This window comes from Nitrosomonas communis (genome assembly GCF_900114745.1).
Taxonomy (GTDB): Bacteria; Pseudomonadota; Gammaproteobacteria; order Burkholderiales; family Nitrosomonadaceae; genus Nitrosomonas; species Nitrosomonas communis_A.
On record NZ_FOUB01000021.1, the window covers coordinates 1 to 15,360 of the forward strand.

General features: G+C 44.6%; 10 protein-coding genes. 2 read left to right on the plus strand and 8 right to left on the minus strand.

Going from position 1 to position 15,360, the window contains the following annotated elements:
• Nucleotides 1–294 precede the first annotated feature (294 nt).
• Nucleotides 295–489 (plus strand): hypothetical protein, encoded by a 195-nt coding sequence (locus BM122_RS09485; protein WP_046850506.1) that lies wholly within the window; start codon nucleotides 295–297, stop codon nucleotides 487–489.
• 1,101 nt (nucleotides 490–1,590) lie between these two features.
• Nucleotides 1,591–3,129 (plus strand): cytochrome B6, encoded by a 1,539-nt coding sequence (locus BM122_RS09490; RefSeq protein ID WP_074905345.1) that lies wholly within the window; start codon nucleotides 1,591–1,593, stop codon nucleotides 3,127–3,129.
• Between the two features lie 136 nt (nucleotides 3,130–3,265).
• On the opposite strand, the gene BM122_RS09495 is transcribed toward BM122_RS09490, so the two are convergent.
• From BM122_RS09495 to BM122_RS09525, 8 genes are all read right to left on the minus strand, one after another.
• Nucleotides 3,266–4,204, minus strand: a complete 939-nt coding sequence (locus BM122_RS09495; RefSeq protein WP_074905346.1) for a bestrophin family protein — start codon at nucleotides 4,202–4,204, stop codon at nucleotides 3,266–3,268.
• A gap of 436 nt (nucleotides 4,205–4,640) precedes the next feature.
• Complete coding sequence (locus BM122_RS09500; protein ID WP_177198088.1) at nucleotides 4,641–6,458, minus strand: penicillin acylase family protein; 1,818 nt, start codon at nucleotides 6,456–6,458, stop codon at nucleotides 4,641–4,643.
• A gap of 417 nt (nucleotides 6,459–6,875) precedes the next feature.
• Nucleotides 6,876–7,139 carry an AMP-binding enzyme gene (locus tag BM122_RS24135; protein WP_218152049.1) on the minus strand — a complete coding sequence of 88 codons (264 nt, stop codon included), beginning with the start codon at nucleotides 7,137–7,139 and terminating at the stop codon, nucleotides 6,876–6,878.
• Nucleotides 7,109–8,494, minus strand: coding sequence for an AMP-binding protein (locus BM122_RS09505; RefSeq protein ID WP_218152050.1), 1,386 nt, complete (start codon nucleotides 8,492–8,494; stop codon nucleotides 7,109–7,111). The genes BM122_RS24135 and BM122_RS09505 overlap by 31 nt, the downstream gene beginning before the upstream one ends.
• Nucleotides 8,495–8,517: 23 nt before the next feature.
• Nucleotides 8,518–11,658, minus strand: a complete 3,141-nt coding sequence (locus BM122_RS09510) for an efflux RND transporter permease subunit (RefSeq protein ID WP_074905347.1) — start codon at nucleotides 11,656–11,658, stop codon at nucleotides 8,518–8,520.
• Nucleotides 11,655–12,845 carry an efflux RND transporter periplasmic adaptor subunit gene (locus BM122_RS09515; RefSeq protein ID WP_074905348.1) on the minus strand — a complete coding sequence of 397 codons (1,191 nt, stop codon included), beginning with the start codon at nucleotides 12,843–12,845 and terminating at the stop codon, nucleotides 11,655–11,657. The genes BM122_RS09510 and BM122_RS09515 overlap by 4 nt, the downstream gene beginning before the upstream one ends.
• 48 nt (nucleotides 12,846–12,893) lie before the next feature.
• Nucleotides 12,894–14,261: an efflux transporter outer membrane subunit gene (locus BM122_RS09520; protein WP_074905349.1), complete on the minus strand. Its 1,368-nt coding sequence runs from the start codon at nucleotides 14,259–14,261 to the stop codon at nucleotides 12,894–12,896.
• Nucleotides 14,262–14,328: 67 nt separating this feature from the next.
• Nucleotides 14,329–15,306 carry an alpha/beta hydrolase gene (locus BM122_RS09525; RefSeq protein WP_074905350.1) on the minus strand — a complete coding sequence of 326 codons (978 nt, stop codon included), beginning with the start codon at nucleotides 15,304–15,306 and terminating at the stop codon, nucleotides 14,329–14,331.
• Nucleotides 15,307–15,360 lie beyond the last annotated feature (54 nt).

The following is a 15,360-nucleotide window of genomic DNA, read 5'->3' on the forward strand; positions in this document are numbered from 1 at the left end:
ACATGAATATTTTAACATTTCTGGTCGGCATGATCATCGCAATGAATAGAATCTATTCCTAATATCAATAGTTTGCCGATATTTCAGGGCCGACTCATTAATAGTATTACTGGGTGGAATTGGATTATTAATGCAGTTTTTAATGCAAATTAGAATAAGCCAGTACTTCGATGCCAAAAAGTTATATAGTTTTTTTATTCGGCAAAAAATCAAAAAAGTAGTAAGCTAAGACCGTTTATTTAAATAGTACCTATAATTATAGCGGAAAAGATTTTATTAATCTTGGAGGTATAAATGAACGAAGAATCTTTTAAAACACAATTTATTTCATCATTCTTAGCTGCATGGTGCGCCAATAAATATGAGGAATGCAGCCGTACAGTCGACCATGAAATATTAAGCCGACCTCCAGTTAAAGAAGCTGAGTTTCTAGCAAATGCTGCATGGGATGAGTATGTTGATAAGATTATTAATGTGAATACAGGATGAGCATGTTGATAAGATTATCAATGTGAATACAAACTGAGATAATTATTCAGCTCATCTTGTCTCCCGGATGAGCTTGCAATGTGGGCATAACTTTCAAGCTTTATTTTTGCACCAGCACGAAAAAATTTCAGAAAGCGATTAAAAAAAACCAACTTCCACTTGCCCAATGACTGGGGCAACACACACTATTGTGTGCTACCACATAACTTCCACAACACTCCATTTAAAAAACGATGGCTGTTTCAATGCGCCTCACATGAACTCGTTCTTAAGGAAATAGGTGCCGATATAAAATTTCTTATTGTTCATCTATTCATTCCTTCCTGTTATTCATTCCTGCGCAAAATGGACCAGGATTTCCATTGCTAATATTACAAAATATCAACAATAATTAATAAACCATATCATATTTAAAATTCAAATGGCTTCACTGCCTGCCAGAAACATAGAATTGTTCGACTGGGTTATTGCCTATATTATTATTCAATAATATGAAAAGCTTACAATTCCGCGAGATCTTGATCCAGAGAAAATAGACTATAAAGTAGCGTACAACTCTACAGACGAAGATGAGATATCACAGACTCTATGAAAAAACTAATAATACCAGCCACCAACCATTTGTAGAACTTCTCAAGAAATCCTTTTTAAAAGGAACAAATTCTGCATAGCCAGTTCCAATATATAAGGCACTCTTGCATAACGGGCGTTTTGAATAGTTGAGTATTTTTAAGTGATTGATTCTATCAGGTAGATATAGACAGAAAAGTCTAGAAACAGTTATGCAGAAGTCTCGTCTCTACAAGCAATGTACTTTCATTGTCAGGGTATTGATGATGATTTATTCTCCTGAATACTATAAATAGAAGTTCTTACACCTGAGATCTGCAATTACGGTAGTTCGTCAGGGATCTTTATAAGCGATTTACTTTCATTTTCGGGAGAGTGCTCATGATCTATTCCCCTGACTACTGTAAATATTAAAAACTCTTACCCCTGAGAATTTTAATATGCTAATTCGGTCTAGAACAGAGAAGTATTCTTCATCATAGCTTTAATCCAATCCTTAATATAACCCTAGATTTCTCTAAGGAGGTTATTATGAAAAAGTCAAATATTTTATTTCTTGCTATAACAGGAGTCAGCTTATTCGGATTTATAGCGAATAATGCTATCGGTAAGAACGATAAAGAAGCGTCTAAGGATTCAGATGATGCAGTTGTACGGGCACAAGAAACTCGAGCAGTAGAAAAAAAAGAAATAGACAAACAAACTGAGGCTCACGATAAATCCGATATTTTTAAAGCCTCTAATGCCACTCCTCTCTCAGATGCTTTTAAGAATCAACCGGATAATGGAAAAATTTCAGGATTCGATTTTTATCGAGATCCGTTAAATGCTAAAAAACCGTTTGAGACTTTAGAAGAAATAAAAAGCAAGCTTATCAAAGAACGCCCAACTGTTACAAAAACCCAGCAAGACCTCCTCCAAAAACGCTATAACTTAACTCCTCGGTTAGATCCTCATGCAACGATGACGCGTGGCAAGCCACTGGCTGTGGGTCCAACTGCAAGATTACCATATGGTTTAACTTGGCAAAAGCTGGCAAAAATGTCCAGCGATGAAATACGTAAAAAGAACATTTTCCCCTATCCTAGTCTTCCGCATCCACAACAGTCAAGCGGGGGTCAAGTATTTCCACCCGTTCAGATTAAGATGTTTCCAAGACTGGAAAGGTTTGATATAGAATTTGATTTACCAGAAGCCTTTTTGCCAGAATTCCCACCCGCAATGTTTCTGCAGAATCGTCCAGAATTAGGAGATGTTTCCCGAGGAGAAGTTGTTTCAATTAATAATTTTTATGATCTTTTCAAAGATATTTTGACCCCTGTACAATTAAATGGTCTGCAAATGCTGCTGACGCCATTACCACAGGAAGATTTTAATCCAACAGATGATCGCAAAAGCGAAAAACCCAGTCTCGGAGTAACTTGTTTCGATTGCCACGTAAATGGTCATACGACAGGTCAATTTCATCAGAGCCCTGATATCCGCCCACAAGAAAGAAGATTTCGCCTTGACACCACAAGTTTAAGGGGGATGTTCAATCAACAGATTCACGGTTCCAAACGAAGCTTGCGATCTGTTGAAGATTTCACTGAATTTGAATTCCGCACAGCTTATTTTAACGGCGATCCTATTCATGCAATGAAAAAAGGATTTCCAGTAATTGACAGAATTCACGTAAGTCATATGGCTCAGTTCCAAAATATGCTGGATTTCCCGCCAGCACCCAAATTAGACATATTAGGACGCCTTGATAAAGACAAAGCCACTGAACAGGAACTACGCGGTGAAAAGGTTTTTTTTGGTAAAGGCCAATGTTCCACTTGCCATCAACCTCCTGCGTTTCTGGACCATCAAATGCATGATCTAAAGCTTGAACGGTTTTTGAATGAACCGGGAGATGGGCCGATGAAAACTTTTACGCTTCGCGGTATCAAAGACAGTCCCCCTTATTTACATGATGGCCGTTTATTAACCTTGGAGGATACTGTCGAGTTTTTTAACTTGGTTTTACAACTCCAATTAACTGACGAAGAAAAATCCGATCTTGTGGCATACATGAGGCAGTTGTAATCTCTCAAGGTCTGTTGGCAATTGGAGATAAGTATTGTAATAAGTAGGAGCAAACTCGTTATATTGAGGTCCCTAACCTATCAATAAAACGAGTTTGCGATGCTCCGATTGATATAATTTGGTAATTTTTTACAACTTACATCAAAATATCATCTTTAGGCTTAAGCGCTTCAGGACGATTGCGGTCATTAATCAATTCGAACAGATTGATTTCGATATTCCGTGAAATTGCGGTTAAGGGCAGATCGTTCGGATGCAAACCAAACGGATCTTCAATTTCGTCTCCGATAGCATCGAGCTCAAAGAATGCATAGGAAATCATCAGCACAACGATCGGTGTCAATATACCGGTCGTTTCAACAAGCCCAAACGGTAAAAGCAGGCAGTAGGAAGCCACGATTCGGTGAATCAATACCGAATAGCTAAAAGGGATAGGGGTATTTTTAATACGTTCACAGGCACCGAGTATATTGGATAGTTCATTGAGCTGCGCATCCATAAATGGGTAACTAAAATCATTTAGCCAGCGCCGATTGCGTGCAAATGCAAGATCACGACCTAATTGCTGCAAAATGGCAAGCGGTCGATGTGCGGATTGAAGAACCGCATTTAAATCCTCTGGAGGTAAAAATTTTTTAATTTCCTCTGCGGGATTTTCATTACGCAAATGGCAGCGAAGCGCATGTACAAACGCAATCACACGTTTGACGAAAGCTTCACGCAAATGTTGCAATTCCCCAATATCCTGCACAGAATTCAGCATAAAGCAAGCTTGGCGCGTCAAGCTGCGTGAGGTATTGACCAAGGCACCCCAAAGCTTGCGGCCTTCCCAGAATTTATCGTATGAGGCATTGTTGCGGAAAGCCAGAAAAATCCCCATTGTAACTCCGAGCAGCAAAAAAGGTGTTGTCGTGAATGTGTAGCTCTGAATACTATAATACAGTTCTACATAGGTAACGATCATTGAGGTTACTGTCACGGTAAGAATCCGCGGCCACGTTACCATAAAGCTGCTGCCCCGAAAGTGAAATAGCAACCGTACCCATGATACTTTATCTTTATCTTTAACTATCACGTTAATACCAATCTCTTATTGAATTTAATTCGTCCAATTCAATTAACCAACAACAGATTTCGAAATACAATCCCCAAAAGAGCTATGATGAATTCGTATCAGAAATCTATTCTGTTTATCGAATCGGAATGCCTGCCCGCCAAATTAGATAGGACGAAGTATGGGAAAAAGTACCCCGACATAACTGACGGAATATTCTATGACATACGAACAACTTACTTTTGAAGAGAAGAATTATATCGAAAACAGGTAGTTCACAGAATCGTACATATATATATAATATAAACTGATTTTAATTCACTATTAACCAAAGAGCTTGTCTAGAACAAGGGGGCTGCTTGCTGGCGATATAATTTAACTGGGATATGGATCAAACTATAGCACGAGCGGACAACCCAGTTAAGGCAACGTTAACCGAACCTGGGTAGTTTTGCCATTAACGTCGCAAGATTTCGCGCATCGCTAGATTCGCCTCGATCTCGTCCAACATACGCCAAGCAGGGCGGAGTTGCTGTTTGGCGGCCAGCGGCAATTGATCCCCTATCTCTGGAATATGGGGTTGACTGGCATTGCCATAAGTTGTGAGCACTTGAGCGCGCACAGGCTGCGAGAATTCCACCAGAGCGATATAAGTATCCCCAGAAAATGATTTAAATTTGCCATCTTCATCTGGTTCATAAACAATTTCACGAAAAACACCTAACGCAGTGCCGGCACCGTTACCGGGAAAATCCACCCTGCCGCGGCGCAAACGGGCGATCTCGCCCCATTCTACATCGAGCGCGACCCTTGCTTGCAATTCACCCGCAGCATCCTGCAAGGCCAGTAGCGCCAGCGGTATATCCGCTAGCCCATGCGGAGTTGTCAGTGGTTGAGTCGCATCAAAAGGTTGAGTATAGAAAAGACCGCTGACAAGCTGATCTGAGGTAAAACTGTAATCGGGATCAGCCACAGCGGCTTTAGCAATCGTTCTTTCCAGCCATTTCTCAAACCACGTGCTGAAAAGCCATGCCCCCCGGCTTTCTGCCAGATACCGACGATCCCAGTGATCCAATACATCGGCTGCTTGCAATAGCAACCGACTGTCATTGCCGCGCGCAGCAGTGATCAGGTCATCGAGCACTTGATCAGCTACCAGTGCGCGTGTTGAATGCTTGGCCGCGATCAATTCCTCGTAACTCATCTGCTGGTGAGCATTCAACATCTGCAATCCGCGCAGCTCCCGGTTGTTAGTAATATCGGCCGCGATGTTAGGAGGATAAAGATCCTTGTTGAGGAAAGGTAATGTCATATACCAGGGCGCGCCGTTGGAATTTTGCACCCAACCACTGGCGGGATCAATCGCTTTAGGCAGATCCGCGTAGGTATGTATCCTGCTCCAGATCAGATTTGAATCATCTCCAGAGACAGGTGTTCGCCAGAATGCTCCATTACCCGTAGTTCGCACGGGAATAATGCCATTGAAGAGAAGCATAATATGCTTGTCCGCATCTGCATATACCACATTGAATAAGGGTAGATGCTGACCTTGCAGCACATCCTGGAATTCTTCCAGGTTACGCGCATGCCCCATTTCCCACCATTGCCGGTTCATGCCAGCTAATAATGATGTTTCCAATAAGGCAAAGCGCACCGCCAGCATCTGGTCATCCTTCTCGATTACCAGCCCCTGCTTGGTCCGGCGGATGAGTAAAAACTCGCTCGTCATGCTGCCATCCTGTTGGCGGCTTTGAATAATTTCGGTAGTGGTAGTGAAGGGCTGTCTCATCCCATCGAGCAAGTAACCGCCATCCAAGGTAGCCCCTGCCCGCTTCAGTTGGTAGAGATCACAACCATCCATAGTGTTGACAGTATGCGTCCAGCCGAGGTGATCGTTAAAAGCAATCTGTAGAACCGGCGAACCGACCAACGCTTTGCCATAAAGATTCACATCCGTCAGCAAGAAGTGCGACTCATAGAACGTCTCTAATCCACGCCAGTCCAAATGCGGGTTGGCCAGTAACATAGTATTACCGCTGGCTGAATAGGAAGAACCGAGTGACCAGCCATTCGAGGCAACCGGCTGATCAGAAAAGCCGAAGCCAGGCAATAACGCACCACATTCGGAAGTATCGGCAATAAAAACAGTCATTACACGCGTAGTATGCGCAATAACATCCTGCGGCGTTACCGGTAACACCGCTCGGACTGTATCGGAAATAGTCTCCGGGTACTGGCGTGCAAAATCATTAATACCGGCAGCGAATGCATCCAAATTAGTACGGAAGGTTACTATCTTGTTCCATATACCATTTTTCGGCTAGAGTCGGAATACTTAATATCCGTACAGACCGGTCCGCGGGAAGATAACTTTCACCAAATATTTCTGCGCCGCGCCGACATGCTACGACGTAGAGCTTAAGCAGCAAATCCGCACGGCTTCGCATCTGTGCCTAGCCAAATGTATAGAAAGCATCGTTCTCTTTACGGGCAACAATAAGCGGTACACCCCATCTATCCCACAAAATTTCCGGACTACCATGGATTTGTGCAGGTGGCTGAACGAATTGGCAAGCGCTCAGCAATAGTAAAGCACATAACATGTGCCGCAATGCACGCGGTACGGATCGAATTTCTATATCTGATGAAGCCCGCTTATGTTTATGGGTGAAGATCTTAAAATAAAAGCTGTTTAAAGTGCAGCAGCATGCTCAACACGCAAAGCCTTCTTATCTATTTTGCCAACACTGGTTTTGGCGATGGTTTCAACCAATTTGAATTGCGTGAGCAGCGCGTGTTTTGAAATCACCCCACACTCGATTAATAAGCGTATTTGTTCATGCGCAGCCGATTCATTAAACAAAACTTTATCTACTACCAGCAATGCCAGTGGACGCTCTCCCCAGCGCTTATCCGTCATGCCGATCACGGCAACCTCTTGGACGCCGGCAACCAAGGCAGTGCGTTTTCCAATTCCAGTGACGACACCCATTCACCGGCAACTTTAATAACATCTTTCAGGCGATCGGTAATGTGCAGATAACCATCCCGATCAATGGTGCCGATATCCTGCGTATGTAAATAGTCACCTTGCCACAGCGCTGTGCTGGCTTCAGGATCATTAAGATAACCCTGCGTCAGCCAAGGTGCACGTACAACTATTTCACCACTGCCTTGGCCATCATGAACCTGTGGATGCATCGTGTCGTCGACGATCTGTAAATCCACTAGCGGTATTGCGCGCCCGGCGCAGCATAACGCAGACAGCGCGTCATCCGTTACCGGATCTTCCGCGCCGTTGAGGGTATTTAATTGTGCTAATGTCAAAATAGGAGCAGTTTCGGATAAACCATAACCAGAAAAACAATCGACCCCCATTTCCAGTGCTAGTTTGGCCAACGCTTGCGGCAACGCGGATCCACCAACAACAATTTTCCAGCCACAAAGATCCACACCGGATGATTGCGCTGCGGTCAATATCATTTTCAATAAGGTAGGAACACAATGTGAGAAAGTGACGCACTCTTTACGAATCAGTTTCAGCAGCATGTCAGGTGTATAACGTCCCGGATAAACCTGTTTCACACCCAGTAGCGTCGCTATGTAAGGAATACCCCATGCATGCACATGAAACATCGGTGTAACTGGCATGTATACATCTTCGCTGTGGAACCGTTGCCGCGCTGCTGGAGCAGCTAACGCCATGCCTGCTGCTAGCGTGTGCAGCACCAGTTGCCTGTGCGTATAGTAAACACCTTTGGGTGCACCTGTCGTACCAGTGGTATAGAACACCGTCGCCCGCATATTCTCGTCAAAATCTGCAAAACTAAAATCTTCTGTATGATCAGTTAACCAGTTCTCGTACTCATTATCAAATTGTAGAGAAGTGCGCAGCATGATTGCATCATCAGTCATAAAAATAAACTTTCGTATACCGGATAATTCTGTGCGTATATTTTCAATAATAGGGATGAAATCAGCATGCATCAACAGCATTGCAGCACCAGAATGATTCAATGTATAAGCAATCTGTGCCGGTGTCAGCTTGGTGTTGACCGTCATCATAACTGCACCATACATTGGTATGGCGAAATAGCATTCGAGATAGCGGTGGCTATCGTGATCCATTACTGCGATCACGTCACCACGACGAAAATCAGACGCTGCCAATGCAGCAACAAATTGACCAATCCGGGTATACACCTGGTGGTAACTCAAGCGCAATTGATCACGATAGACAATCTCCTGATGAGACGCATTCGTCAACGGCGTATGCCAGAGATGTTTCAGCAGTAATGGATACGATGTCATTTTCTTCTGATTTGTTAGAGATTTTAACTAGAGAACCCTCTTATCAGCTTGTGAGCATACTTCTGACTGGACACTTTCTTTAAAACAACACAACTGACAGGCACTAGCAATAAAGTAACCAAAGAGGAGAAAAATATACCAAATGAAAGCGTAATCACCATCGGCATGAGTTTCTCAGCATCTGAACTTTGTTCACTGATGAGCGGCAGTAATCCCATAACATTGGTTGTTGTTGTTAGAAATATCGCACGGAAACGTGCTTTACCCGCAAAAACTACAGCTTTATAAATCGGTGTGTTTTGCTGGAGAATTTCATTGAGTTTTGCAACCAATATCAGGCTATCGTTGATTGCAACCCCTCCTACGGCAAATAAAGCGACATAAGATTCCAGGGATAAAGGAATTTTCAGCAACAAATGGCCTACAACTGCGCCGATAAAGCCAAATGGAATAGCCAGCATTATGATGAGCGGTTGTGTATAAGAACGTAGCGGCACCGCCAGTAGCGCGTAAATCCCCATCAAAGCCAGTGCTCCATAACCCCATAGATTCGACATTGCTCTCTCTTGCTTTTGCCGGGCTTGACCTGGCTCTATTCTTAGCCCAGGATACTGCGCCTCCAAATCGGGAATCACATTTGCATGCAAATCGGCAAGAATAGCTTCGGTGTTAGCCTCTCCTTTAAAAATATCAGCACTGATTAATTGAATTCGTTCCCGGTTATGCCGGGAAATACTCGCAAAACCCGGTGTATATTCGGCTTCCGCTACTGTGGTGAATGGTACAGTATTGCCATTGGCCAGCCTGATCGGCATTTTATATAAATCATCCAGAGAACGGCGGTGCTCGGAAGGAAAGCGTAGCATCACCCTGATTTCATCCCGATTCAGAAAAAAGCGCTGCACCTCCAGTCCAAAAAATCCATGACGAACTTGCTCACCTAGACTTTGCATCGTTAGCTCATAAAGTGATGCTTCAGGCTTAAGCTTAAGTTGCAGCTCGGACTTACCTGCCTGCATGGAACCCGTCACGCTGTGTACGCCAGCATAAGAAGAAAGCTTGGTTTTAAGGATTTCACCGACTGTACTTTGTAGTGCAACATCTGTTGCAATCAGCTTTAACTCAATGGCTTTCGCGGAGTGAGCAGTAGGCATGCCAAGATCTCTTGGCCAGAAGGTCTGGAAAGACAGCGTCGCTCCAGCAGGAAGCTCACCAAAGCGCTCTTGCCATTGTTTTTGAATGATATCCATACGGGAACGGATACGTTCGTCAATCGCTATCTCGATATCGACAAACCCGGAATTGTCGTCAACAATAGCAATAATGTGTTGAAAACTATCCTTCACTTTAGTCGTTGTGTCGATTCCAAGTTCAGTGTTTAGCTCTGAACGTATTTCATTGGCAATACGTTCCAAGCGCATTACCTGATAATTAACCTCTTCAAATGGGGTGCCTGGCGGAAGCTGAAGAATGGCAATCATATAATAGTCATTCACAGGCGCTTCCATCACGCTGTGAATGCGTCCGGAAAAAACAAGCGCACCGGTAATCAGCAATATGATATAAAACACTGATAACGTAATATAGCGAAACCGTATCAGCGATCTCAGTACTGGGACATATACACAGTCGATAAACCATTGCAATCCAGTATCAACCCGCTCTTGAATAGAACTTACGGCAGAAGACCAAGCGTTACGATTTTTAGTTGAAGTAATGCTGACAGCCAAATGTGAAGGCAAGATCAGAAGCACTTCCAGCATGGAAAACGCCAAGGTTACAATAATCACTAGAGATATGTTGTACATCAAATATCCGCTAAGACCCGGCAAAAAAAGCCCGGGAATAAAAGCAATCATCGTAGACAACACCATTAACACGACTAATGGTGCTACTTCAAGCGTTCCACTGATTGCACCCGATAAACCGGGACGCCCTCGCTGCTGATGCGAGTAAATATTCTCACCTACAATAATCGCGTCATCCGCCAAGACCCCCAGGATAAGAATCAAAGCAGCAATCGAATAAATATTTAGAGAAATTCCCAGCATCGGCATCAGCCAGAGTGCTCCTAACAGAGATATCAAAATACCACTGCTCACCCATAACGCTAGATAAAAACGCATGGTAAACATCAGTATCAGAAAAACAAGAATAAAACCTTCTACTGCGTTTTCCCATAACATGGACATATTGTGTTTATAATATTTTGACCAATCATCCCATGTCGTAATACCAATACCATCAGGCAGTTCAGGGCGAAATGCTTCAATAACTTCATTGACCGCTTCGACTGTTGTCACAATTCGGTCTTTTGACATTACAAAGATTTGCGCGGCTGGCTTGCCATCAATTCTTGCCAGAAAATCTTTTTCACCCACTGTTTCGCGAATCTGCGCAATATCACCAAGCAATAGGCGCGCACCATCCGGTTCAGATCGCAGACTAATCGCAGCGTAATCAGCCACAGTCATAGCCTGACTCTTGCTTCTCAGCAGCAACTTGCCATCGGATTTTTTAAGTTCTCCCGCCGGTATATTATTGGATGCGACCTGAATCGCCTCGGCAATTTCTTCAAAACTCAACGCATAGCGGCGTAAATCAGATTCTGTAATTTCAATCGACATTTCATAAGGAAGCTGAGGCCAAGGAATCATTAATCCTATATCCGGATGCTTACTCAGCATAGCCTGCAATTGATCACGTTGACGTATTAAGGCTAATATATCGACTTCACCATGCACCATTATAGTTACCGCAATCGTGCCAGTTTTCATTTCCTGAATCTTTAGCTTCTCGGCTCCTTTCGGAAAAGCCGTGATGCGATCCATTCTAGCCTGCACAGCAGTCTGGAAACGTGCGGAACCAATCGCAGGATCAAACTCAACGATAATCTCGCATTCCGCCTGGTTAGCAATGGCATTGATATGCCGAATCCCTTCCAAATCATGGATGGCTTCCTCAATGGGGATACATAACGCTTGCTCTACTTCTGCAGGACCTGCTCCTGGATAAGCTATTTCGATCTTCAGTTGATTTTGTGGCGCAGGTGGAACAGTATAACGCTTGGACACGGTTAGACCCATCAATCCACCCGCTATAATAATCAACATGAGAAAATTCGCGGCAATAGGATTTCTGGCAAACCAGATGATCAATTTCATAGAGCAATCTCAGTAGGGATGACTTCTATTCCCTCAACCGGATGATGCAGGCCGGATACAAGCACATGTTCACCTGCCTCTAATCCTGTTTTAATGATCACTTGTTCTCGTTCTCTACTGAGGACTTCCACATTGCGGAAACGTAACCGCTGTTTCTGATCAACGATGACTACCCGATTATTATTGCGTAATGCACTGGCTGGCAGAATAACCAAATCTTCGAGCCAGCGTCCTTCGATGCTGGCTTCTACATATAAGCCTACCGGTAAACTGGTAGCAAACGATTCCGTGCCAGATGAGTCAAATTTTTTTGCGCCAAGACCGAATGGATCCGGGATTTGTGCAACCAGTACTACCATGCCGGTATCTTGCTCAACTACGCCCTCGCTTCGCACAATATGGCCTAGCCAGGCCTGTTGCTGCCCCTGGTAGTTTGCGGTGAGCCTTACTGGTGCTCCCTGCTTGGATTTATTACGAGTGGGGGAGTCTGAGAAATCGATGAAAGCAAGTTCATGTGTGCTTAATGGCAAGCGCACTTCGGCCAGATCACTGCTGTAAATTCTTCCCAATACCGCACCGCTGCTCAGATACTGGCCCATCCCTACTTCCTTATTACGTACCCGACCATTAAAAGGAGCGCGTATATCTGTGCGTTGCCGCAATAACCGGGCATTCTTCAGCTCTTCTCGCTCTGCTGCTAACTTGGCTTTCTTTTCCTTAAGCTGCGGAATCCTTAGATTTAACGAATTAGGCTTTCCCTGTCCGAGATGTTGCCATTCATCACGTGCCTGTTCTGCTTCCGCTTCTTCTCGTGTCAGCTGATACTGGGCTTCCATTACCCTAGCTTGTGCTTGCGCTACCCGCAAATCATATTCCGCCGGATCGATGGAAATCAGTAAGTCCCCTTTCTTGAAGAATCCACCGCTGATAAATTCAGGTGAAATTTTGATGATATTGCCTGAAACACCAGTAACCAGGTCTATTTCTGTTTGCGCCATGATACGCCCTCGCGACCGGACATCCATACGTAGCCGCTGAGGCTTTACCTTGATCACTTGAACCGATGGCGGTGTAACGATATCCTCCTGCTGCTCGGTTTGCGGCGGTGAAATAACAATGGCAAAGGCAGCCAGTCCCCCCCCAATCGCAATCAGTAACGCGATGATTAATTGCTGGCGTGTTTTCATAGAGTGGTAACGATTAAATACCGGTTTCGGATCACTGCATGTGCCTCGTTACACATCTCCACCCAGAGCCAAATAAAGATTAATGCGATTGCTAAGTAACTGCCGAGTGACAGACAAATGGGCGCTCTGGGCATTGAGTGTGCTGCGATAACTGTCGAGTAAGGTGAGAATTCCAATCAGGTTGTGACGATAAGAATAAACAGCCAATCTCTGGCTGGATTCAGTTTGTTCAACCGCTTTTCTAAGAGACGCTTCTTGTTGCCGTAACCACTCTTCTGCTGCCAGCGCTTGTTCAACTTCGCGGAAAGCATTAAGTGCGGTGTTTTTATAAAAATTCAGTGCCTCCTCTGCGCGTGCCTGATTCCGGAAAATTTCACCTTTAATACGTCCACCAGTAAACAAAGGTTGCATGAGTCCGGCAAATACATGCCAGGCCACTGCCTTAGGATCGATCAGTTCAGTCAGATCGCTGCTACGCGTCCCGCCGGCAGCAGTCAGGGTAATACGGGGTAAAAGCAATTTTTTAGAGCTGGCTGTTCGGAAGTCAGCAGCTTTCAGGCGCTCAAATGCTGCAACTACGTCCGGCCTCCGTTCTAGCAATTCAGAAGGCAATCCAGCAGGGATATCAACAGGTAATTGCGGCAAGGCGATGGCGTCTATTTCATTCCCGGCCGGATAACGTCCCAGTAAAATCTCCAGGCGGCGGGTGATCATCTGAATTCTGTTACGCGTTTGCTTGAGTTGCGCTTCTGCATTGGCCAGATCAGTGAGGGCTAGGCGTAAGTCGAGACCGCGCTCCAGACCTCGTTGAAAACGTCCCCGGACTAAACTCACTATAATAGTTCGATCCTTGATCGATTGCTCGACCACCTTTGCCTGCAGATTTGCTTCAACTAACTCAAAATAGCCTTGCGCTACCCGTGCTGCCAAGGACAGTTTTACTCCATAATAATCGACAGCGGTCGCATCAGCTTCCAAAACTGCAGCCTGCTGAAAATCACGTATTCTCCCCCAAACATCCAATTCCCAACTCATCCCGAACAGAACTTCAAATACATCGAATCTTGATGATCCAAACCCTGCTTCCCGAATTTGAGCTCGCTCATGTTCAGCTGTGAGAAAAAACTGCGGCCAACGGCTTGATCCATCAATTCGTGCCTGTGCTATCGCTGCATCGACCCTGGCTGCTGCCGCTTTCAGTTCATAATTATCAGCCAGCGCACTGTCAACCAAAGCACTTAGATGAGGATCACCAAAAGTTTCTACCCATTTAGTCGGCATCGGTTGGCCGAGTGCTTTATCCTCAACCCATTGATCTGGTATCTCTGCGCCTACTTCCTCAACATGCCGCTGCGGTAGCATGTTACAACCTGCCAGTATAAGAAAAAGGATTATGCAAATAAAAATTTTGATCACTTAATCCATCCGATCCTATTTATTAAAATGACTAATAAATACTGGAAGATAAAGGTGCATATCTGATCTAGCGGGTATTCCGGTTTGGATAAAACTCATTAGCGAGCGCATTAGCGATATCCTTACGTACCTGATAAGCCTCATTGACAATGTTTCCGAGACGCGCGAAATCATGCGTCATTCCAGGATAGATCCTGACGAGCGTAGAAACACCCGCAGTCTTGAGCCGATCGGCATATGCAATACCTTCATCTATCAGGGGGTCATATTCGGCCAAAGCCAGAAATGCAGGAGCAAGACCAGTCAGGTTACTCGCTTCAAGAGGCGCAAAACGCCAATCTTTTCGATCTGATTCATCACGTAAATAATGGGTAAACATCCATTGCAGAGTTGTTGCTTCAAGCAGATAGCCTTGTGCAAAACGACGATGCGACGCGGTATTCTGCCATGCGCTGGTACAAGGATAAAGCAATACCTGATATACAGGTTGTGGCCAACTGCTATCACGCGATGCTAAACACATCCCGGCTGCCAGCGTTCCACCCGCACTATCTCCTCCCACAGCAATACGTGTAATATCCAAATTGTATTCAGTACCTGCTGATAGTATCCACTGATAGGCATCCTGTGCATCATAAACAGCTGTCGGGAAGCGATATTCAGGTGCCAGCCGATAGGCAACATTGAGCACACAACAGGGTGTCAATGCTGCCAATGCTCGACACAATGAATCATGAGACTCCAGTCCGCCCACACAATATCCTCCACCATGAAAATAGAGTAATACTGGTAGAGGTCCCTTTTCTTCTGCTAACTCAATCGGCTTATAAAGCCGCGCATGGATCTGTTGGCTATCCCGGCATGGAATACTGATAGAGGTCACACTCTCAACAGCCATCCCAGGAACATCCAATATCTGCGTTGAAGCATCATATTCTAGCCGGGCCTGCGCAGGTGTTAACTCATGCATCATGGATTTACTTCCACTCATGACATTAGCTTCAACCAATTCAAGAAATGCAGCCAGATCCGGATCAAGCGACATTTAATCTTCTCCGATAATAAATATAACCCAGGTCTATCGCCTGGCAAGGATGTG